The organism is Curvibacter sp. EU05-FHT14A10 (assembly GCF_058791075.1).
In genome coordinates this window covers 48,735-69,112 of the sequence record NZ_JBYTDE010000014.1, presented here as the reverse complement: position 1 = coordinate 69,112, position 20,378 = coordinate 48,735, and the positions used below count along the sequence as shown (strand labels likewise).

General features: G+C 59.8%; 18 protein-coding genes. 3 read left to right on the top strand and 15 right to left on the bottom strand.

All coding sequences use genetic code 11. The features are described from left to right. Positions 1-13: 13 nt before the first annotated feature. Positions 14-1,060 (bottom strand): branched-chain amino acid aminotransferase, encoded by a 1,047-nt coding sequence (locus AC3WUT_RS22840; protein WP_492349452.1) that lies wholly within the window; start codon positions 1,058-1,060, stop codon positions 14-16. Positions 1,061-1,263: 203 nt separating this feature from the next. On the opposite strand from AC3WUT_RS22840, the gene AC3WUT_RS22835 reads away from it, so the two are divergent. Beyond that, a complete protein-coding gene (locus tag AC3WUT_RS22835) occupies positions 1,264-1,740 on the top strand; it encodes an Lrp/AsnC family transcriptional regulator (RefSeq protein WP_492349371.1) in 477 nt (158 codons plus the stop codon). Between the two features lie 120 nt (positions 1,741-1,860). Here the strand turns inward: AC3WUT_RS22835 and AC3WUT_RS22830 are convergent, their stop codons facing one another. The 4 genes from AC3WUT_RS22830 to AC3WUT_RS22815 form a co-directional block, all read right to left on the bottom strand. Beyond that, the gene (locus AC3WUT_RS22830; protein ID WP_492349370.1) at positions 1,861-2,571 is read right to left on the bottom strand and encodes a Crp/Fnr family transcriptional regulator; all 711 of its coding nucleotides are present in this window, start codon (positions 2,569-2,571) and stop codon (positions 1,861-1,863) included. Next, positions 2,568-3,530, bottom strand: coding sequence for a hypothetical protein (locus tag AC3WUT_RS22825; protein ID WP_492349369.1), 963 nt, complete (start codon positions 3,528-3,530; stop codon positions 2,568-2,570). The genes AC3WUT_RS22830 and AC3WUT_RS22825 overlap by 4 nt, the downstream gene beginning before the upstream one ends. A gap of 534 nt (positions 3,531-4,064) precedes the next feature. Then, the gene (locus AC3WUT_RS22820; RefSeq protein ID WP_492349368.1) at positions 4,065-5,249 is read right to left on the bottom strand and encodes a pyridoxal phosphate-dependent aminotransferase; all 1,185 of its coding nucleotides are present in this window, start codon (positions 5,247-5,249) and stop codon (positions 4,065-4,067) included. Between the two features lie 71 nt (positions 5,250-5,320). Then, on the bottom strand, positions 5,321-6,178 hold the full coding sequence (locus AC3WUT_RS22815; protein ID WP_492349367.1) for a 3-hydroxybutyryl-CoA dehydrogenase: 858 nt from the start codon (positions 6,176-6,178) through the stop codon (positions 5,321-5,323). A 262-nt stretch (positions 6,179-6,440) separates the two neighbouring features. Here AC3WUT_RS22815 and AC3WUT_RS22810 point away from each other — a divergent pair, with 262 nt between their 5' ends. Continuing rightward, the gene (locus AC3WUT_RS22810) at positions 6,441-6,887 is read left to right on the top strand and encodes a hypothetical protein (RefSeq protein ID WP_492349366.1); all 447 of its coding nucleotides are present in this window, start codon (positions 6,441-6,443) and stop codon (positions 6,885-6,887) included. Between the two features lie 308 nt (positions 6,888-7,195). On the opposite strand, the gene AC3WUT_RS22805 is transcribed toward AC3WUT_RS22810, so the two are convergent. Then, the gene (locus AC3WUT_RS22805) at positions 7,196-8,515 is read right to left on the bottom strand and encodes an MFS transporter (RefSeq protein WP_492349365.1); all 1,320 of its coding nucleotides are present in this window, start codon (positions 8,513-8,515) and stop codon (positions 7,196-7,198) included. A 34-nt stretch (positions 8,516-8,549) separates the two neighbouring features. Next, positions 8,550-9,743 carry an amidohydrolase gene (locus AC3WUT_RS22800; RefSeq protein ID WP_492349364.1) on the bottom strand — a complete coding sequence of 398 codons (1,194 nt, stop codon included), beginning with the start codon at positions 9,741-9,743 and terminating at the stop codon, positions 8,550-8,552. Between the two features lie 114 nt (positions 9,744-9,857). Between AC3WUT_RS22800 and AC3WUT_RS22795 the strand changes: the two genes are divergently transcribed. Next, a complete protein-coding gene (locus tag AC3WUT_RS22795; RefSeq protein WP_492349363.1) occupies positions 9,858-10,766 on the top strand; it encodes a LysR family transcriptional regulator in 909 nt (302 codons plus the stop codon). A 350-nt stretch (positions 10,767-11,116) separates the two neighbouring features. Here AC3WUT_RS22795 and AC3WUT_RS22790 read toward each other — a convergent pair whose 3' ends face one another. The 8 genes from AC3WUT_RS22790 to AC3WUT_RS22755 all read right to left on the bottom strand — a co-directional run bounded on the left by AC3WUT_RS22790 (position 11,117) and on the right by AC3WUT_RS22755 (position 20,210). Further along, entirely contained in the window at positions 11,117-11,566 is a 450-nt protein-coding gene (locus tag AC3WUT_RS22790) for a hypothetical protein (RefSeq protein WP_492349362.1), read from the bottom strand. Positions 11,567-11,848: 282 nt separating this feature from the next. After that, a complete protein-coding gene (locus AC3WUT_RS22785; RefSeq protein WP_492349361.1) occupies positions 11,849-12,949 on the bottom strand; it encodes an enoyl-CoA hydratase/isomerase family protein in 1,101 nt (366 codons plus the stop codon). Beyond that, entirely contained in the window at positions 12,946-13,728 is a 783-nt protein-coding gene (locus tag AC3WUT_RS22780) for an enoyl-CoA hydratase (protein ID WP_492349451.1), read from the bottom strand. Before AC3WUT_RS22780 ends, AC3WUT_RS22785 begins: the two co-directional genes overlap by 4 nt. A gap of 43 nt (positions 13,729-13,771) precedes the next feature. Further along, positions 13,772-14,668 carry a 3-hydroxyisobutyrate dehydrogenase gene (gene mmsB, locus AC3WUT_RS22775; protein WP_492349360.1) on the bottom strand — a complete coding sequence of 299 codons (897 nt, stop codon included), beginning with the start codon at positions 14,666-14,668 and terminating at the stop codon, positions 13,772-13,774. A 51-nt stretch (positions 14,669-14,719) separates the two neighbouring features. Further along, positions 14,720-15,886: an acyl-CoA dehydrogenase family protein gene (locus AC3WUT_RS22770; RefSeq protein WP_492349359.1), complete on the bottom strand. Its 1,167-nt coding sequence runs from the start codon at positions 15,884-15,886 to the stop codon at positions 14,720-14,722. A gap of 75 nt (positions 15,887-15,961) precedes the next feature. Then, a complete protein-coding gene (locus tag AC3WUT_RS22765) occupies positions 15,962-17,467 on the bottom strand; it encodes a CoA-acylating methylmalonate-semialdehyde dehydrogenase (RefSeq protein WP_492349358.1) in 1,506 nt (501 codons plus the stop codon). 95 nt (positions 17,468-17,562) lie between these two features. After that, positions 17,563-18,747, bottom strand: a complete 1,185-nt coding sequence (locus AC3WUT_RS22760; RefSeq protein WP_492349357.1) for an acetyl-CoA C-acyltransferase family protein — start codon at positions 18,745-18,747, stop codon at positions 17,563-17,565. A 327-nt stretch (positions 18,748-19,074) separates the two neighbouring features. Then, a protein-coding gene (locus tag AC3WUT_RS22755) for an IS3 family transposase (protein WP_492349356.1) occupies positions 19,075-20,210 on the bottom strand; the annotation gives its coding sequence in 2 pieces (ribosomal slippage) (positions 19,075-19,955 and positions 19,955-20,210; 1,137 coding nt in all). Positions 20,211-20,378: the final 168 nt, after the last annotated feature.

Here is a 20,378-nt window from a genome sequence, read left to right as displayed (position 1 = left end):
GCTCCGTTCTTGTTTATGCCAACCGCTCTAGCCAGCCACGCGTGTCAGGGACACGCCCCAATTGAATGTCCGTCAGTGCAGATTTCAGGCGCTCGGTGGTGGGACCTGAGCCCCCATCACCGATGGAGAAGCGATGTTTGCGTCCCTTGACTTCTCCAATTGGCGCTACCACTGCTGCCGTTCCGCAAGCGAAAGACTCCAGCAGTCGGCCACTCTTGGCATCGTCTTGCCATTGGTCAATGGAGTAAGGCTCTTCACGAACAAGCAGTCCCATGTCGCGGGCCAATGTGATCAGCGATTCGCGGGTGATGCCCGCCAGGATCGTGTCGCTCAAAGGAGGGGTCTGGATCGATCCATCAGCGAACACGAAGAACACATTCATCCCGCCGAGTTCTTCGATCCAGCGGCGCTCCACAGCGTCAAGGAAAATCACCTGGTCACATTGCTCGCGGATTGCTTCGGTCTGCGCCGCTAGACTGGCCGCATAGTTGCCGCCGCATTTGGCGTCACCTGTTCCACCGGGCGCGGCGCGCGTGAAGTTGTCCGACACCCAAAGTGTGACTGCGGTAGCTTCACGCCTGAAATAAGGTCCAACTGGCGATGCGACGACGCAGTAGAGATAGTCGGCCGACGCCCTGACCCCGAGAACGGATTCGGTTGCGATCATGAATGGCCGCAGGTACAGCGCGAAGCCTTGGGTAGCAGGAATCCAAGCGTTGTCCACGCGCACCAGTGCACGCACTGATTCAATGAACATCTCCTCGGGCAACGGCGGCATGGCGAGACGGGCGGCCGAACGGCGAAAACGGCGCGCATTCGCTTCGGGACGGAACAGCCCCGTTCCACCTCCATCCAGGCGATAGGCTTTCATGCCTTCGTAGATCTCTTGCGCGTAATGAAACACTAGCGCTGCCGGGTCGAGGCTCAATGCCTGGCGAGGGCCGATTTTTGCGTCATGCCAGCCTTGACTCTTGGAGTATTTGATGGTGGCCATGTGATCGGTGAAAACCTGGCCAAAACCCGGAGCTTGAAGCAGTGCCTGCCTCTGATCCTCACCCATCGGGCATAGATGACTCTCCACAGGAAAGCGCAGCGATGAATTCGATGTCACTCTTCAACTCCTTGATTCGGGGTGCACTATCATGAAAAACATGGTTGCAATATTAGGCCAATCTTCATAAAATTTGATTGCGTTTATGCCCAATACGAACTCAATATTGGCATCAGGTATCTACTTATTTATAAAACACAGAATCCAATGCCATGCAGAACAATATCGTCAAAGATCTAGATGCGATTGACCGCCGAATACTCCAGGCTCTTCAAGAAGATGGGCGCATTCAAAACGTGGATCTAGCGGAGAAGGTAGGGCTGTCGCCGTCTCCGTGCTTACGTCGAGTCAAGCTCCTGGAGGAGTGCGGCGCCATCGAGCGGTATGTCGCTCTGTTGAACCCGTCAAAACTTGGCATCGGATTGACTGTCTTTGTCCGCATCTGGCTAACAAGCCAGGATGCGCGAACCATCGATGGATTTACGGCTGAGGTTCAGCGGTTCCCTGAGATCGTTGAATGCCATCTCATGGCGGGTGACTGTGACTTCTTGCTTCGCGTTGTTGCCGCTGACCTCGACGCCTACAGACGCTTCCAGGGTGAGTATCTGACGCGCATAAAAGGAGTTCAAAGTGTCAAGACCGAGATCCCCATGCAAAAGATCAAGCTGACGTCTCAACTCCCACTTTGAACAGGATTTCACTGCCACGGACAGCGGGTCGATTGCAGAGAGCCGCCCAACACCCTTCTGGTAGCCGGTGAGCAATACGCCAGCGGATGTGGCGACGCTCTGCTACGGAGCGACACCCGTTCAATTCGGCAGGGTTACATAATTGCGTAAACGTGGTACGTGGACACTGACGAAACCCCATCGACGCTCGCAGCGGACCAATCCTGACTGCTTCAGCGTGTTGAGCGCCATGTTGACTCGCTGGCGCGACAGCCCGCACATCAAGGCCAACTGATGCTGCGAAATCGAAATCTCTTGCGCATCGCTAGCTTGACCATCGGCGAGCATCATGAGTGATCTCGCCACACGCATCTCCGGCCCGAGAAGTCTGGAGGCCTCCAGCATGCCGACAAAAATGCCCATCCGGGCATTCATGATCTCGCAAAGAAATTGATTGAACTCGATTGACGTGTTACGCAATTGCTCGAAGGTCTTGAAGGGAATCGTGCACAGTCTGACAGGGGTAAGGGCACGCAGGTCATACCGGCGGGGCTCTCCTTTTAGTAGGGAGCCTTCACCCCCCCACTCGCCTTCTCTCAAGCAGTACAGCGTGGTCTCAGACCCGCGGGTGCCGATCACGTACATCTGCAGGAAGCCTTGCATGAGTCCATACCACTCCGTGCAAGGAGTTCCCGCTCGGGCGACGTACTCCCCCGCACCGGCCACGCGTTCGAACGCCGTCTGCGTAACCAGCGAACGTAGTTCGGGAGTCAGTGCGTGATACCACGGCCATCGCTCCACGAAGGAATGCAGCGATGTCTCCGCTGGGTGACCCGCAGTTCCCATGTTCATGCTCCTTGCTCCCGGGTTGTGCCGACAGTCTCCCGCCGAGTGCGCGCCCAAGACCCGATGGCTCGCAGACGCCTCGCCTCCTTGCCCAGAGAAAGAATCTGCCTGTCGCGCAGCCACCGGTTGTGGGCGATCGACTGCGCAGCCTGCCAATGGTTTTCGCTCTCCCGAATCACGTCACCCGCGAAGGACAGGGATCCCGCCACCAAGATATGCGCATGCGTGTCGCGAGGGTCCAGCTCAGCACATACGTGAAGCATCGCAATAGCTGCAATGCAGCGCTGACACCATGTCGTCGGCCAACCTCCGGACTGCGCCTCTGCAAACAGATACGCCAAGGTGCATCCCGTAACGAAGATATCCTCAAGTACTCGGAATGGCTTGGCATGCTCGGCATACCCGTCGCCACCTATCAACTGCTCAGGCGTCAAGCAAACCGCATCGAAACGGACTTCTGAGTGAGCAAGCTCGGGCACCATGGCCTGCGGGCGCGAATGCCCCCGGCCGACACCGACGGCACTTGATGGAAGGCGCACCATCACGAGACTGCCCGCCCCCTTCTGAGGGCCATTGCTGCGCCTGGCAAGCACTAGCAGGGTCAGCTCTTCGATGCTCGTCAAGGCCCATGACTTCTTCCCATGCAAGCGCAGGATACGATCGCAAAACTCTAGGCTCGTCGTGACCTCGGTCATCTTCCGGCCAGCCTCGTGGACACAGAGCGCGCCGACGCGCCCGTCGTCAATCGAATCGGGAAAGGCCGATTGCAGCGCCCCCTGGTATCCACTGAAGAACGCCCAGGCAAGCCGATCTGCCTTAAGCGCAGCGACAAGGCTCGCAACGAACGGGCCACGATTGGCAGATGCCGCCTGCATCGTTCGCCAGATAGGCAGCCACTGCGCCAACTCTGGGCACGGCGTACGCTCGCCAACGGAATTCAGCAAAGTGGCAAGGAGCGGGCGCATGAGAATCAGTTCCTTACTAGGCCGGGTTCAGCGCTGGCGGCAGCCCGGTATGCTGGCCAACGGCGTGTAGAAAATTCCGGACCTGGACCGGGTACGGAATCAGCGTCGGACTCGTGGATCAGTGCCGCTTCGCAAAGCGATTCTGAACCGGAGACGCATCCCGGTTCGTGATTTGAGTCATGGTCGCCTTGTCGAGCTCGTAGCTCAAGAAGGCATCTGCGAAGTAGAGTCATGGTCTTCTCCCTGCAAACTGGCGCTGCCTGATCGCACCTGCCGGGCTCCGCTCGGTTTCTGCACCGCATTGAACAGGTCGGCAACTGGGCCTGACCGTCCCTGTGTCAACCGCTCGACGTGTAGCTCGCGCCCACTGCTGCCCCGTGGCTAGACCGGCTCGTCCGGATACTGGTCGCGATAAGTACATGTATGGGGGCACGACTTCACCAGTCGTTGAGGTCCTGCTCGTACGATAAAAGTGAAGCGACTCGGTCAAATTTCCGTTGCGAGACTCATTCCTTGCTCCCTTTGCCGCCCCCTTCACGGACGCAGCGCGGCGAACCTTGCCGCAGCCTCCTTCAACTGCTCCATCGAATTGGCCGTCGAGAAACGGACGAACCTCGCCGACTCGGCCGTGCCGAAATCGCGGCCGGGCGAGATCGCGACGCGGGCTCGCTTCATGGCCTCAAACGCAAAATCCCAGCTGTTCGAAACGTCCCAGGCATCGAACCACGACGAGCAATCCGCCCAGGCATAGAACGCGCCATCAGGCACCACCGGAACCTTGAACCCGATCTTCTCCAGCTCCGGGATGAACCAGTCGCGGCGCGCCTTGAACTGCGCGCGGCGGCGCTCGTACTCAGCGATGCTGTCGGGTTCGAAGCAAGCCAGCGCGGCGTGCTGGGCGACGGTACTGGGGCAAAGGAAGAAGTTCTGCGCTAGACGCTCGATCACCGGGATCAGAGGTTCTGGCGCCACCACCCAGCCCAAGCGCCATCCGGTCATGCAGAAGTACTTCGAAAAGCTGTTGATGCTGATCACGTTCTCGTCTATGGCCAGGCCGGTTTGGCCGAAAGTGTCGTCGTGACTCAGCCCGAGGTAGATCTCGTCGAGCAGAGTGACGCCCCCCTTGTCCTGGACGCAGGCATGGATGCGGCGTAGTTCTTCCGGATGGATGGATGTTCCTGTGGGGTTGGACGGCGAGGCGAGCAGCACGCCACGCGTTTTTTCGCTCCAATGGGCCTTGACCTTTTCCGCACTCAGCTGATACCGATCGGCTGCCGTGGTGGGCACCATGACGGGCTGGCCTTCGGCGGCAATCACGAAATGCCGGTTGCACGGATAGCTCGGGTCGGGCATCAGGACTTCATCGCCGGCCTCGATCAAGGCCTGGCAGACGAGTTGCAGCGCGGCTGAGGCGCCTGCGGTCACCGCGATCCTGCGTACTGGGACGTTCACGCCGAAACGCCGCCTATACCAGTCGCTGATGCGCTCGCGCAAGGGCTCCAGCCCGATGGCCGGTGTGTACTGCGTCGTGCCATTCCGCACGGCGCGCACGGCGGCCTCCTGCACTGGAGGAGGGGCAGTAAAGTCCGGCTCGCCAATGGTCAGGTAGACCATTGGCTTGTTGCCATGGTCTACCTCACGAGCCAACTGCGAAGCGGCTTTGGCTACCTCCATTACATAGAACGGCTCGATGCGCTCAGCGCGCTTAGAAATTCTCATGGTTTTGCCTCAATAAAAATGCACTGGAGAAGGACCGAGGCGCTGTGCTTCGCCCTCAGCCCTCCAATTGGTCAACGACCGCTGTAGGTGTAGAAGCCCTGGCCAGTCTTGCGCCCCAGGCGGCCTGCATCCACCATCTCCTTGAGCAGGGGTGCAGGCCGGTACTTCGGATCGCCAAATCCCTCATGGAATACTTGCATCACTGCTAGCATCGTGTCCAGACCGATCAGATCGCTCAATGCCAAAGGCCCAATCGGCTGATTGCAGCCGAGCTTCATCCCGACGTCGATCTCCTCGGCACTAGCGAGCCCTTCCTGCAGGACGTAGATGGCCTCGTTGATCATCGGGCAGAGAATGCGGTTCACTACGAACCCGGGACTGTTCTTGACCGTGATCGCGCTCTTGCTGATTGCCCGTGCAAAGGCCAATGCCCGTTCGTGTGCCAGGTCCGATGTTTGCAATCCGCGAATCAACTCCAGTAGTTCCATTACGGGAACCGGATTGAAGAAGTGCATGCCGATGCATCGATCCGGGCGATTCAGGACGGCAGCCAGTTGTGTGATGGAGATTGAGGAGGTGTTGGTCGCGATCACCGCATCTTCGCTGACCACTGCCTCGATGTCGCGGAGGATGTGCAGCTTGATGTCGAGCCTCTCGGTCGCCGCCTCTACCACCAGGCCGGCACCACGCAGATCCTGGTAGGAGAGCGTCGGACGGATCCTGGCAAGCGCCAGATCCTTGTCCTCCGCGTGTAACTTTTCTTTCTTCACCATCCGGTCCAGGCTGGCCGTGATGGTCGAGATACCGCGCCCGAGCGCCTCTTCGGAGACGTCGAGCATCGCGACGTCGAGTCCGGCAAGTGCGCACACTTGTGCAATGCCGTTGCCCATGGTTCCGGCGCCGATCACGCCAATGTGCTGAGTGTTCATGATGGATAGTGGAAAGGCATTCGCGCCCACCCAAGAGTGGTACAAAGAAAATGCGCCCGCGATCCTTCATTGATTCATCGAGCACGCTATAACGGCAAGCCCCCGTGTATTCGTCGAAACACATCGGCGAGAACGAGAGATGTGACCAGTCTCCCTTCTTTTTGATTCGTCATCGATTGGCAAATCTGACATATTCTGTGCCATATTCGACTATCAATAGAGTGCCAGTTGGGAACGCGCGTCGGACAGCAGCGGTAATCGCATGCACAACGGAATCTCTGGTTCACCCATTCATCAACGTGCCCGAGCTGATGGCCATCTTCGGCAGATCGCAGACATTCAAATTGCCGCGATGCTGAACCTGCCAATGCCCAAGCCGCGCACGGTGACCTGCCCGGTCAGCCCGACGCACAAAGCCTATGTGCCGACGCTGGTGGAACGCGCCGAAGCCATCCGCAACGGACATGTCGGTCCGACCGATGGCAACATGCTCGCAGTCACAAACGAAGGCCGCGCTGGACTTCCGGCTGGTCGCGCCGAGCGCCCAGTTCAACTAGGACGGCAAGATGGCAGCATGTATCCGCGAGGTGCTGACGATTTGGCAACGCATGATGGACTTCCGCTGCGCGCAGTTGACGTTCTGCGACCTGTCGAGCCCCAAGTGCGGCAAGGCCTTCAGCATCTATCAGGATGCGGCACCGCGTCATGAACGCGGGCATACCCGAGCGGAAGATCGCGTTCGTTCGCGACGCCGAGACGGACGTCCAGAAAGCCACGCCGTTCAAGGCTGTACGCGAGGGCCGGGTGCGCGTGCTGCTTGGATCGACCGGCCAGATGGACGTAGGCACTAACATGCGTGGTGTCACGCCCACTCCCGTAAGGTGTTAGGGAATTTTTCTCAGGCCCGGATGTTGACGGCCTTCTGTGGTCAACCAGGAAGAAGGCGTGAATGCCTATTTGGTCTACGCGGCCGACCGAGACATATGTGTCCCAGCGGCCAACTGCGGGTGTAGTCACTCAGTACCGTATGGCCGCCTTGGTTACCCTGCTCGCACCCCCTCTCTGTCTGAGTTTTTCCGCCGGGAGGAGCAACAGACAGCCGATCACTCCTGCCACGCTGCCAGCCAACGAATACAGCACTGGCGCCAACGCCACCCCAGTCGTTTGGATGAGCCAAGTGACGATGAATTGAGCAAATCCACCAAAAACCATCACCGCTAGGTTGTAGCAAATGGCCAATCCAGAAGAGCGTGCCATCGTCGGAAATTGTTCGCCCAGCGCGGTCGAAAAGGGCCCGAGAAAGCCGCCGAGAAAGATACTGAGCGCCGCATAGACAACGATCAGAGTCGCAAGCACCGGACTCGATTGCACCCATGAAAATAGCGGGTAGATGAGCACGGCATATGGCACTAAGAAAGCAAGCATTACGACCTTGCGGCCATACCGGTCAGACAATGCACCTGCAATAAGCACGGTAGCGATAAAGACCGCGAGCCCGATGGCCTGAGCCATGAAGGCGTCACTCAACGGAATATGGAACTGGCGGGTAACGAATGTCGGCATGTAGACGATGAAGATGTACACCGATGAGGTGGCGCAGGTCGTGAGGGCCAGATTCGCGCCAACCGCTCTCGGATATTTGATGAGGATCGCTCGCAAACTCATCTTTTCGCCCTTAGCCCGTGCTGTCACGGACTCCTCCGGTTCCTCCAAGTGTCGACGGATCCACCAGCCCACTGGCGCAATCAACAATCCAATCACGAAGGGGATGCGCCACATCCCATCAAGAAGTTCCTGTTCGCTGTAAGTCGACGTAAGCAGGACCCCGGAAACAGCTCCAGCGAGCAAGGAAAGGCCTTGACCAAACATTTGCCAAGCGCCGTAGAGGCCCTTACGCGCAGCCGGTGCCGCTTCCACCAAATAGGCTGTGGCGGATGCGAATTCACCGCCTGCTGCGAGCCCCTGTAACAGTCGAGCAAGAACGATCAACAGCGGTGCGGCTATACCGATAGAGCTGTAGGACGGTGTGAACACCACCAACAGCAGCGAAACCGTCATCATGCCAATGATCAGTTGCAGGGCTGATTTGCGGCCTCGCCTATCAGCGTAGACGCCAATGACAATCCCTCCAAGCGGCCGCGTGAGGAAGCCCACGCCGAAGGTTGCCAACGTAAGAAGTAGCCCTGTGTACTCCCCTGCGGCAGGAAAAAAGACCTTCGATATGATTACCGCCACATATGAAAAAATAGCAAAGTCATACCACTCAAGTGCATTTCCAATAATGGCTGCCGTCAGTTGCAGCCACCGTGGAGCAGTTATCTTTGGCGTGATTTTCATAGGGTTTTCTCCTTCTATAGTTTCTATTTGATTATTAACTACCCAAAGGCAGGCTCAACTCGGCAATGCGAGCAAGCAATGCGCCTCCAATCGGTATTGCCTCGTCGTTGAAGTCAAAATGTGCGCTGTGAAGGCCGTGGCAATGCTCACTATCACCGGTACCCAAGTGGATATATGCCCCTGGGCGCTCACGCAGCATGAAAGAAAAGTCTTCGCCACCGAGACTTGGCACGGGTTGTTGGATTACATTATCTATTCCGACCACGTCTACTGCGGCCCTTCGCGCAAGAAGGGCCTCTGTTTCTGAATTGATGGTTGCGGGTACTACCTTGCGATACTCCAAGGAAGCATAACCTCCAAAACCACGAGCGATACTCTCCACGGTTTCTCGAAGGCGTGCCTCAATAACGCTTTGAACATCAGAACGCAACGATCTGGCCGTACCGGTAATGACAACCTCATCGGGAATCACGTTAAAAGCCCCGGGGCTCCCACCGGAAATTCCGCACAAGCTAATGACCCCAGTGTCGAGAGGGTCCAAATTCCTGCTGACAATGGAATGAACCGCGACGATTACGGCACCAGCGATCAGGATAGGATCCACGGTTCGCTGAGGTGAGATGCCGCCATGTCCGCCCCGTCCATGGATTCGTATAGTGACAATGTCTGCCGCCGCCATTGCGGGGCCAACTGGCACGGACACCGTGCCAAGGGGAAGGGATGGCCAGTTATGCAGCGCATATACCTGCTCGATGGGGAATTTCTCAAACAAGCCATCCCTCACCATCTCAAGACCACCGTTGTATCCCTCCTCACCTGGTTGAAAAATGAGATAGACGGTGCCGTTGAAGTCACGTGTTTTTTGCAAATAGTCTGCTGCAGCCAAAAGCATGGTGACATGCCCATCGTGACCGCAAGCGTGCATTCGACCTTCGTTTATCGATGCATATGGGAGCCGGGTGCCTTCATTAACAGGTAATGCATCCATATCCGCTCTCAGACCGATTGATCGTCCGCTTGTCGTTTCACGCCCCTGAATTACACCGACGATTCCAGTTTTGGCAATCCCAGTGTGATATTTAATCAAAAGCCCGTCAAGAGCGCTGCAAATTATGCTCTTCGTTCGGTGCTCATTAAATCCGAGTTCCGGATGGGCGTGTAGATTTCGTCGTAATGCCTGAAACTCTGAAATTTGAGAGCGAATTTGATCTGAAATATTCTGTGACATGGTCTTGGGTGAGCTTTACGGATGGACGTTGAAAATCCAAGAAAATGTTAAGCATTGCCCACCATGCCGTAAAATACCTATTGGCTATCTTCCCCATGCTAAAAAGGTATACCAATGGATCTGCGTCAGCTGCGCTACTTCGTCTCAGTTGCCGAGCTCGGAAACATCAGTGTCGCAGCGAAGGCTGTGCACATTGCGCAGCCAGCTTTGACGCGACAAATTCAAGCGCTGGAGGAGGAGCTTGGGGCGGCCTTGTTCGAACGAACGACACGCGGAGTTAGCTTGACCGACGCAGGCAAGCAACTACTAACGGATGCAAGGAGGCTGCTTGACGACACCGCCGCAGCAAAGGAGCGTGCCCAACGAGCGAGCCGAGGAGAAATCGGGCACCTCTCCATTGCCCTACCGGTAGTACAGACCCTCGCACCAATGACCGCAGATGTACTCAGAAACTATCGACGACAAGTGCCGGGCATCTCGATCACACTGCGCCAACTGCTGTCCGATAACCAGTTGAACTTGCTGGCGAGCGGACGGCTGGATGCCGGCTTTTTGCTTTACAGACCGTTGGACAACCCCGCGTTCGAGGGGCTCCCTGTCTTCTCAGAAAAGTTGGTTCTCGCATATCCGGCGGACTGGCTGTGGGAAGCCGGAAAGCCAGAGTCATTGCGAGACCTCAACGAGGTGGAGTTCGTCTGGCTACCTCGCAATGTGGCGCCGGTCTGGCACGACAAGCTGATTCACTGCTTTTTTTACGCTGGCTTCATTCCAAAAGCTTCCGTCCATGGCGTCGACGCCGCATCAATGCTCACGCTGGTCGCTGCGGGCATGGGATGCACAGTGCTGCCAGAATCCGTAAGGCGCATTGCCCCTGACACTGTGGCGTTTATGGAAATTCCTGACTTGAACGTCACTCAGCACTGGGAACTCGTCTGGCGCGCAGACAATCGCTCGTCGCTGCTGAGGCGCTTCATTGATGTGGTATCCAGCTATTTGACGGAGCCAAGCAATACCAACATCTAGCACTTGAGTCGGCACCGTTGACAGACCCGCGACACATCGAGGGCGTTGATCGCTCATTACTTGTGGCAAGGGCATCAGGTCCACGCGCTGTGATTTGCACTTGGCGGTGCGCAAGGTGCCGGCAGCCCAGTCGATGTCATCCAGCGTCAGGCGGCTGACTTCGTGGGTGCGCAGCCCGAGGTCCACGATACATCGCATGATCGCGTAGGAGCGAAGACGCGAAGAGAGTCCAAGCGGAAGGCGTTGAGCGGTCATTCAACATTGGCGCGCGGCAACGTCTGCGGCAGGGTCACCAGGCCAGCAGGTTCAGGTTCGGTGCGCCAGCGAGTTCGCTGGCCACTTACACCGTCTTATGCACGCCGCCGTAGAACATAGTCGTCCCAGCTCTGGCCCGACGCGCCCGAGCGCGGGCTGCGCCACGACATGATGAAAACGTTGTGCTCCTGCTCAAGCAGGTACTTGACGAAGGACTTCTGCTGGATCAGGTCGAAGGCGTAGAACTTGTTGACGCAATGCGGCACGATCAGGGGCGGCATCACGCGCACCTTGCTCGCCAACGGCTGGTACTGAATGAGCTGGAATATCTCGTTCTGGAACACCTCCGCACCGACGGTAGTTGCCAGATTGCCACCCACGGCGAACGCCTGCTTTTCGCTGGAAGCCGGCAGCGCGTTGCGCTGCATGTCGGACAGCACACGGGTAACACCGGTCAACACGCTCTGACCCTGGGTGGTCACCGCCTCCGCCAGCTCCTGGGGGTTGGTCAGAAAGCAATTGGACGGCGACAGTGCATCGAGCACTTATCGCTCTAGAAGTCCCACACCTGCTTATGGTGCGGAGGCAACGCCTCGCTCAGGTGATCGAACTGCTACGCCGTCTGACCGGTCGCCGGGTACCAATGCAGCTGCAGCTGGCCGTAGGGGGAGCGGTCCAGGCTGGATCTTTGAAGTGCAGATCCTAGACCAGTCGATTGGGGAACGAGGCCTCAGCGGTGGGCGCCGTCCAGATACACGTCCAGTTGTCGAACAGGCATTGAAGGCGGTGCTTGCCTCTTGGGAGGGTGCATCGTGGACGCGGGAATCTCACGCCAGGTCAGCCAGCGGGTGCGGCAGCTGGATGAAGGACTGAATGTGACTCGGCGTGATCTCGGCCAGTGTGGCGGGCTTCCATCGCGGGTTGCGATCCTTGTCGATCATCAGGGCGCGAATTCCCTCGGCGAAGTCACCGTGGCGCGTACAGGCCACCGACACGTGGTACTCCAGGCGCATGACGTCGGCAATCGACAGGTGCAGTACACGCCTCCACAGCGCGAACGACAGCGCCGCCGAGGTCGGCGAGCCGCTCATGAAGGTTTTTGCGCCCTTGGCCAGCCAGGGGTCCTCGTGCCCGGCCAGTCTCTGCAGCCGCCCGGCGATGTTGGCCAGGCTGTCGTGGCCAATGGTTAGATCAATCAGGTCGTAGTGCTGGCGCAGCTTCGACTGCGTTTCTCCCTGCGGCAATGCGTGCGGGTACAGCAAGTGGCTGAGCTGGGCGGCGTTTGGTTCGCACTCGTCAAGCCAGTGACTGGCGGAAATGGCCGCCAACACCTCGCCGTGCCGCTCGTGTGGCAGAACGAAATCCGCTAGGCCCACGAATCTCGCATCGGTACCATTGAACGACGCGCCCGTGAGCGCCAGGAACAGGCCAATCTTTCCCGGCGCGCGCCGCAGGAACCAGCTGCCACCCACGTCCGGATACAACCCGATGGAAATCTCTGGCATGGCCAGCCGTGTGCTCGGGGTAGCCACGCGGTGCGAGGCGCCAGCCAGCAGCCCGATGCCCCCGCCCATCACGATGCCGTTCCCCCAGCACAGGATCGGCTTGGGATAGGTGTGAATCTGGTAGTCGAGCCTGTACTCACGCTCGAAGAAGGAAGCGGCTTCGCGCGGCACTTCCCCCGGCGGCGTGCTGCGCATCGACGCGTAGAGCCGCTGCAGATCGCCGCCGGCACAGAAGGCGCGGTCGCCCTCGGCATCGAGCACCACAAGGGCGACGCGTGGATCGCCCGCCCACTGCATCAGCTGCGGCGCCAACCGATCGACCATGTCGAGCGACAGAGCGTTCAGGGTGCCCGGCGAATTCAGCGTGGCGCGGCCGAAGCACCGCCCGCACGCGGTGGGGATTTCCTCAAAGCGGACGCTCATGTGTTGCGCCACAGCGGCGCGCGCTTGCCGAGGAAGGCGTTGACGCCTTCGCGTTGATCTGGGCTGTCGAACAGGTCGACGAAAGCCTCACGCTCAGCTACCAGCGTCGCGCTGGGCGACTGGGTGCGTGCGCCGTGGATCAGCTTCTTGCAAGCAGCGATGCTGGTCGGGCTCTGCCGCTCTACGGACTTAGCCAGCGCCAGCGCGCGATCCAGCGCCTGGCCGCGCGGAACCACCTCCTGTGCAAGTCCAATGCGCACGGCAGTGTCGGCATCGATGCGCTCACCGCACAGGATCATGCGCTTGGCCCAAGCCTCGCCAACGTGCCAGGAAAGCCACTGTGTGCCACCTGCGGCGGGTAGCAGACCTACTGCGGCCTCCGGCAGTGCCATCTGCGCGTGCTCCTCTACGATGCGCACATCACAGGCCATTGCACATTCCAGCCCACCGCCGATGGCGAAACCATTGATGGCCGCCACGCTCAGCCCCCGAAAACCCGCGAGCGCCTCAAACGCCTCGCCGAAGCGGCGTGCCATCGCACGCGCCATCGCTTTGTCCCCGTCGGCGAAAAGCTTGAGTTCTGCACCTGCAGAAAAGAACTTCTCCCCCGCGCCGGTGAGCACAAGGCTGTAGATCTCGCGGTCGGCATTCAGCTCAGCCACGAGCCTGGTCAACGCCGCGAGGCTTTCCAGCGTCCAGGTATGGGCGGGAGGGTTATCGAGCGTGACCAGTGCAATGTGGTCGCGCTTCTCGAGCTTGAGTCCGGGGTAGTCAGCCATTTTCATGTCCTTTTTCTTGCGATCTCTATACCTGCACTGCGCGTCAGCCTTGCTTTTGCAGCATCTTGATCACGCTGGAGAAGTCTTCCCCGCCATGCCCGGCGATGCTGTGCGCCGCATAGATCGCACGCGCCAGGCCGCCCAGCGGGGTGCTGGCCTTGGTGGTCATGGCGTTTTCCTGGGCCAGACCCAGGTCCTTGAGCATCAGGTCGGTGCCGAAGCCGCCTGCGTAGCCCTTGCTTGCCGGGGCGTTCTCGTGCACGCCGGGGAAGGGGTTGTACTTTTCGAGAGCCCAGTTGCCGCCCGAGCTGCGGCGCATGATCTCGCTCAGCACCTTGGGGTCCAGCCCGTTGGCCACGCCCAGGGCGATGGCCTCGCTGGTGCCTACCATCAGGATGCCCAGCAGCATGTTGTTGCAGATCTTGGCGGTCTGACCCGCGCCCACGCTGCCGGCGTGGAAGATGTTGGCGCCCATTTTTTCGAGCAGGGGGCGGGCGCGTTCCAGGTGGGCATCGCCGCCGCCCACCATGAAGGTGAGGGTGCCCGCGATGGCACCGCCGGTGCCGCCCGAGACGGGCGCATCGATGAAGGCTATGCCCGCAGCCTCGGCGGCCTTGGCCACCTTCTGGCTTGTGGCTGTGGCGATGGTGGAGCTGTCGATCACCAGCGCACCCTTGGCGATGGCAGCCAGCAGGCCCGGGCCGCTGCCGTTGCCTAGAAACAGGCCTTCCACATGGTGGCTGGCGGGCAGCATGGTCACGATGGCTTCGGCGTCCTGCACGGCAGCCTGCGCGCTGGCAGATAGAGCCACGCCATCGGCATGCACCTTGGCGCATGCGTCCTTGTTCAGATCGAACGCTGTGACGGTGTAGCCCGCTCTGTGCAGGTTCGCGGCCATGGGGCCGCCCATGTTGCCGAGGCCGATGAAGGCGACTTTCATGTGTATCTCCTGGGAACGCTGAAATGGGGTCAATACGGGGGATTCAAGAACCTAGCGAATCACGTCCGGCGCATCGCTTTCGAGCATGCGCCTGCCGACGATCACTCGCATGATCTCGTTCGTGCCTTCGAGGATCTGGTGCACGCGCGCGTCGCGCAGCAGGCGCTCCATCGGGTACTCGCGGATGTAGCCGTAGCCGCCGTGCAGTTGCAGCGCATCGTTCACCACGGTGAAGCCCGCGTCGGTGGCGAAGCGCTTGGCCATGGCGCAGTAGGTGCTTGCGTTGGGGTCGCCCGCGTCGAGCTTGCTCGCCGCCAAGCGCACCATCTGGCGCGCGGCCACGAGTTCGGTCGCCATGTCGGCCAGCTTGAACTGCAGCGCCTGGAAGCTCGCGATCGGCCTGCCGAACTGCTTGCGGTCCTGCATGTATTGCTGCGCGGCGTTGAGTGCGCCCTGGGCTGCGCCTACGGAGCAGGTGGCGATGTTGATGCGCCCGCCGTCCAGGCCCTTCATAGCGATCTTGAAGCCTTCGCCTTCGCGCCCCAGCAGGTGGTCGGCTGGGATGCGCACGTTATCGAAGCTGATGGTGCGCGTGGGCTGGCTGTTCCAGCCCATCTTCTCTTCCTTCTTGCCGTAGCTCACACCCTCGGCGTTGGCAGGCACTGCAAAAGCGCTGATGCCGCTTGCACCCGAGTTGGCATCGCCCGTGCGGGCCATGAGCACCAGCACGTCGGTGCTGCCCGCTCCGCTGATGAAGGCCTTGGCGCCGTTGATCACGTATTCGCTATCGGAAAGCTCGGCCCGGGTCTTGAGCGAGGCGGCGTCCGAGCCCGCGCCGGGCTCGGTCAGGCAGTAGCTGGCGAGCATTTGCCCGCTGGTCAAGGCCTCTCCCCAGTCGGCGCACACCCTGTCGGCGCCCCAGGTGCCGAGCATCCAGGTCGCCATGTTGTGGATGGTGATGAAGGCCGTCGTGCTAGGGTCAACCGCAGCCATTTCCTCAAAGACCAGCGTGGCGTCGAGCCGAGGCAACTGCAGGCCACCAATTCTCTCGGGCGCATACAGGCCGCAGAAACCCAGTCCGCCGGCCTTGGCGATCGCCTCGCGGGGGAAAACGTGCTTGCTATCCCACTCTGCCGCATGAGGTGCCAGCTCGGCTTGGGCAAATGCGCGAGCCGTGTCGGCGAAGGCGCATTGCTCCTCGGTCAGTTCAAAGTCCATGTACGACTGTCCCCTCGGGTTTGCCGCTTGATTACTGCCAGCCCTTTGTAACTGGGTGCTGGTGGCCAGGTAGCTTTACTTCAGGCTGATGGTGGTGTTAACGCCATGGTTCGTGCTGCTGTCGTCGAACCAGCGGGCCGTCACGGTCTTGGTCTGGGTGTAGAACATCACGACCTGCTTGCCGTAGGGGCCCAGGTCGCCGAGCTTGGAGGCGCGCGAACCCGTGAACGAAAACATGGGCACCGGCACGGGGATTGGCACGTTGATGCCGACCTGGCCCACGTCGATCTCTTCCTGGAACTTGCGCGCTGCGGCCCCCGACTGCGTGAAGATGGCCGTGCCGTTGCCGTTGGGGTTGCTGTTGATGAACTCGATGGCTTCGTCGATGTCGGCCGCAGGCACCAGGGCCAGCACGGGTCCGAAGATTTCCTGGTCGTAGATGGCCATGCCGGGCTGGACGTTGGAGAAGATGGTCGGGCCCACGAAGTTGCCCTTTTCGTAGCCGGGCACCGCGGGCTTGCGACCATCCAGTTCCAGTGTGGCGCCGTCGGCAATGCCGCGAGCGATCAGGCTTTCCACGCGCTCTAGGGCTGCGCAGGACACCAGCGGGCCCACATCGGTGCCCTTTTCGGTGCCACCGTTGATCTTGAGCGTCTTGGCCTTGGCCACGAGATCGGGAATCCATTGTTGCGCCTCGCCCACCAGCACCACCACGGGCAGCGCCATGCAGCGTTGGCCGGCGGCGCCGAATGCTGCGCCGGCAATCGCGTTGAGCGACTGCTCCTTGTTCGCGTCAGGCAGGATGATGGCGTGGTTCTTGGCGCCCATCATGCATTGCGCGCGCTTGCCTGCCAGGGTGGCGCGGTTGTACACATGGGTGCCTACCTTGGTGGAGCCCACAAACGAAACGGCCTTGATGTCCTTATGGTCGCAGATCGCGTTCACGGCCATTTCACCGCCGTGGATCACGTTGAGCACCCCGGGTGGAATGCCTGCTTCGAGCGCCAGCTCCACCAGGCGCATGGTCACCATGGGGTCTTGCTCGGAGGGCTTGAGCACGAAGGTGTTGCCCGTGGCGATGGCCATGGGGAACATCCACAGCGGGATCATGGCGGGGAAGTTGAAGGGGGTGATGCCTGCGCACACGCCCAGTGGCTGAAGCAAGGTATAGGTGTCCACGCCACCGGCCACGTTGTTGGCCAGCTCACCGAGCTGCAGGTTGCCGATGCTGGCGGCATGCTCGACCACTTCGAGGCCGCGGAACACGTCGCCTTCGGCGTCCGGCAGAGTCTTGCCTTGTTCGGCCGTGAGGATGGCGGCCAGCTCGGCCATGTTTGCGCGAATAAGCTGCTGGTACTTGAGGAAGATGCGCGCGCGCGTGCCGATAGGCGTCTTCTTCCATGTCTTGAACGCCTCTTTCGCAGAGGCCACAGCGGCGTTGATTTCGTCAGCCGTAGCAAATGGCACGCGGGCCAATACCTCTTGTGTGGAAGGGTTGACCACGTCGCGCCACTCGGTGGTCTTGGACTCGAAAAACTGGCCGCCGATCAGCAGCTTGGCGGTGGGGATTGGACTAGACACGGGGCTTCCTTTACATGATGCGGCATCGAACTCGACACCTGAAATTCACAGAGCTCTCACCGTAATAGGACGTGGCAGGCGAGAGCTATACTCAATCAGACACGTTCGAAGATGGCGGCAATGCCCTGGCCTCCACCTATGCACAGCGTCACCAGCGCATAACGTCCACCAATGCGGTGCAATTCAGCGATTGCCTTCGTCGTAATGATTGCGCCCGTCGCGCCGACTGGGTGCCCCAGCGAGATACCGGATCCATTCGGATTCACCTTGTCCGGATCGAAGCCAAGCTCCTGAATAACCGCACAAGCCTGTGCCGCAAATGCCTCGTTCGACTCGATCACATCGAGGTCCTGGACTTTCAGGCCCGTGCGCGCCAGCACCCTGCGCGTAGCCGGAATTGGGCCGATACCCATATAGGCAGGCTCCACACCCGCATGCGCATAGCCCACCAAGCGAGCCAACGGCTTGAGGCCCAGCGCATTCAAGCGATTCCCCTCCGCCAACACTACGGCAGCCGCGCCATCGTTGATCCCGGAGGAGTTTCCGGCTGTGACCAACCCGTCCTTCTTGAAGGCGGGCTTCATTGCGGCGAGGGACTCAACCGTGGTGTCGCCGCGCACGTGCTCGTCGGTGTCGAACAGCACAACTCCCTTTCGGGTCTTTATTTCCACCGGAACGATCTGTTCCTTGAATCGACCCGCAGCGATGGCAGCGGCCGCGCGCTTCTGGCTGAGAACAGCCAGTTCATCCTGCTGCCTGCGCGAGATCTTGAAGCGCTCCGCTACATTCTCCGCGGTGATGCCCATGTGGATCTTTTCCCAGGGGTCATGCAGGATTCCGAGCATGTAGTCAACCAGCGTTGCATCGCCCATGCGGGCACCGTAGCGCGCCGAAGTATCAATGTATGGCCCGCGGCTCATCGACTCCGCGCCCCCTCCGATAGCGATCTCACAGTCGCCCTGGGCAATGGCCTGCGCAGCCGAAACAATGGCCTGAAGCCCAGAGCCGCACAGACGATTGACGTTGTATGCTGGGGTCTCAATCGGTATCCCCGCATCGATGGCGGCGACGCGACTTAGGTACGCATCCTTCGGATCGGTGGGGATCACATTCCCGATTACGACATGTCCAATGGCGTCTGGCGCAACGCCGCTGCGTTCCAATGCGGCCTTGACCGCGGTGGTTGCCAGCTTGGTGTTTGGCACATCCTTCAACGCACCGCCAAAGGTGCCGATGGCTGTACGAGCGGTGGCGACAACAAAGATTTCGCGAGGATTCATAGGGGGCCTGTCAGAAGCTGAAATGATCAGATTGCGTGGATGCCCAGCAACGGCCTGGCACCCGATTGCAAGTACTTTAGAAACTTCAGGTCCTGCAGAACATTGGCTAAATTGACTATTTCTATGCGAATGCCGCCAACCAAAAAAACACGACGGATGCGCGCCGCGTATCTGTTCTTGGTGTCCGGCAAGAACAAGAGGCCTCTCGCTCTTCCGAAGCGCTCTGATTGAGAGGGATCTCAGTCGCGGCTCACGCAGAGGCTGCGTCATTGAGACGAAGTTCTTCCTTCATCCTCTCCCGCATCACGAACTTCGGGATCTTTGAGGTTAATCGATTTGTTTTTGAGTTGAAGTTTGTTGAGCTGCATCGCCAGCGCGCTGGCGATGCAGCTCGGCAAAACGAGCCGGTGGTATGCGGCCCAGGCTGCTGTGTGGTCTGACTTCGTTGTAGTCCGTGCGCCAGATGGCCACTGATGTTCTGGCCTGGTGCAAGGTCTCAAACCAGCTCTCATTGAGGTGCTCGTCGCGAAACTTGCCATTGAAGCTTTCGATGTAGCCGTTCTGCATCGGGCGGCCTGGCTGAATCAGAATGTGGCGAACGCCGTGGGTCTGAGCCCAGGCCATGAATGCTCTGCTTGTGAACTCCGGGCCATTGTCCGTACGCACCGCCTTCGGATACCCGCGAAACAGCGCAGCGCGCTCCAACACCCGCGTCACGTACTGCCCCGAAATGCCGAAGTCCACAGCGATGTCCACGCTCTCGTGGGTGAAGTCATCGGCCACAGTGAGGTACTTCAAGCGCCGTCCACATGCAAGGCTGTCACTGACAAAATCCATGCTCCACACCTCGTTGACCGTGCGGGCCAACTGCAGAGGCACCCGCTCGTTGATAGGCCGTTTGCCTTTCTTGCGCTTGCGCACAGCCAGGTTGGCCTGTCGGTAAAGACGGTATACCCGCTTGTGATTGACACCCGGAAACTCTGGGCGCAATAGGTCGTGAATGCGCCGGTATCCAAAGCGGCGGCGCACATGGGCGATCTCCACGATCTTCTCGTGTAGTTCCAACGTGGCCTGATCGGCCTGCGGTGGGTTGCGGTAGCTGTCGCGAGAGAGCCCCACAAGCCGACATGCGCGACGCTCGGACAAATGGTGATCGCTCACCATGAGCCCAACCGCTTCGCGCTTGGCCTGCGGGGCTAGCGCTTTACCCCCAGAACGCTCTTGAGCGCATGCATGTCCAGGTGCGCCTCGGCCAATAGCCGCTTGAGCTTTGCGTTCTCAGACTCCAGCTCTCGCAGGCGTTGGGCCTCCGAGACCTGCATGCCGCCGAACTTGGCACGCCACTTGTAGAAAGTCGCATCACTAAAGCCGCCGTTGCGGCAGAGCTCCTTGATAGGCATTCCTGCCTCAGCCTGTCGAAGGAACCCAATGATCTGTTCCTCGCTGAATCTGCTCTTCTTCATATCCGTCATTCTCCGGTTGGTTGACGGACTTCACTAACTTCAGGCTGGCACGGCTGGGAGGGGGCAGGTCAATCGCTCACCATGAGCCCGACCGCTTCGCGCTTGGCCTGCGGGGCTAGCGCTTTACCCCCAGAACGCTCTTGAGCGCATGCATGTCCAGGTGCGCCT

Bases quoted from the DNA above. Each gene is read 5' to 3' on its own strand.
- AC3WUT_RS22840 (WP_492349452.1), bottom strand. From the start codon at position 1,060: ATGGGTGAGGATCAGAGGCAGGCACTGCTTCAAGCTCCGGGTTTTGGC.
- AC3WUT_RS22835 (WP_492349371.1), top strand. From the start codon at position 1,264: ATGCAGAACAATATCGTCAAAGATCTAGATGCGATTGACCGCCGAATA.
- AC3WUT_RS22830 (WP_492349370.1), bottom strand. From the start codon at position 2,571: ATGAACATGGGAACTGCGGGTCACCCAGCGGAGACATCGCTGCATTCC.
- AC3WUT_RS22825 (WP_492349369.1), bottom strand. From the start codon at position 3,530: ATGCGCCCGCTCCTTGCCACTTTGCTGAATTCCGTTGGCGAGCGTACG.
- AC3WUT_RS22820 (WP_492349368.1), bottom strand. From the start codon at position 5,249: ATGAGAATTTCTAAGCGCGCTGAGCGCATCGAGCCGTTCTATGTAATG.
- AC3WUT_RS22815 (WP_492349367.1), bottom strand. From the start codon at position 6,178: ATGAACACTCAGCACATTGGCGTGATCGGCGCCGGAACCATGGGCAAC.
- AC3WUT_RS22810 (WP_492349366.1), top strand. From the start codon at position 6,441: ATGCACAACGGAATCTCTGGTTCACCCATTCATCAACGTGCCCGAGCT.
- AC3WUT_RS22805 (WP_492349365.1), bottom strand. From the start codon at position 8,515: ATGAAAATCACGCCAAAGATAACTGCTCCACGGTGGCTGCAACTGACG.
- AC3WUT_RS22800 (WP_492349364.1), bottom strand. From the start codon at position 9,743: ATGTCACAGAATATTTCAGATCAAATTCGCTCTCAAATTTCAGAGTTT.
- AC3WUT_RS22795 (WP_492349363.1), top strand. From the start codon at position 9,858: ATGGATCTGCGTCAGCTGCGCTACTTCGTCTCAGTTGCCGAGCTCGGA.
- AC3WUT_RS22785 (WP_492349361.1), bottom strand. From the start codon at position 12,949: ATGAGCGTCCGCTTTGAGGAAATCCCCACCGCGTGCGGGCGGTGCTTC.
- AC3WUT_RS22780 (WP_492349451.1), bottom strand. From the start codon at position 13,728: ATGGCTGACTACCCCGGACTCAAGCTCGAGAAGCGCGACCACATTGCA.
- mmsB (WP_492349360.1), bottom strand. From the start codon at position 14,668: ATGAAAGTCGCCTTCATCGGCCTCGGCAACATGGGCGGCCCCATGGCC.
- AC3WUT_RS22770 (WP_492349359.1), bottom strand. From the start codon at position 15,886: ATGGACTTTGAACTGACCGAGGAGCAATGCGCCTTCGCCGACACGGCT.
- AC3WUT_RS22760 (WP_492349357.1), bottom strand. From the start codon at position 18,747: ATGAATCCTCGCGAAATCTTTGTTGTCGCCACCGCTCGTACAGCCATC.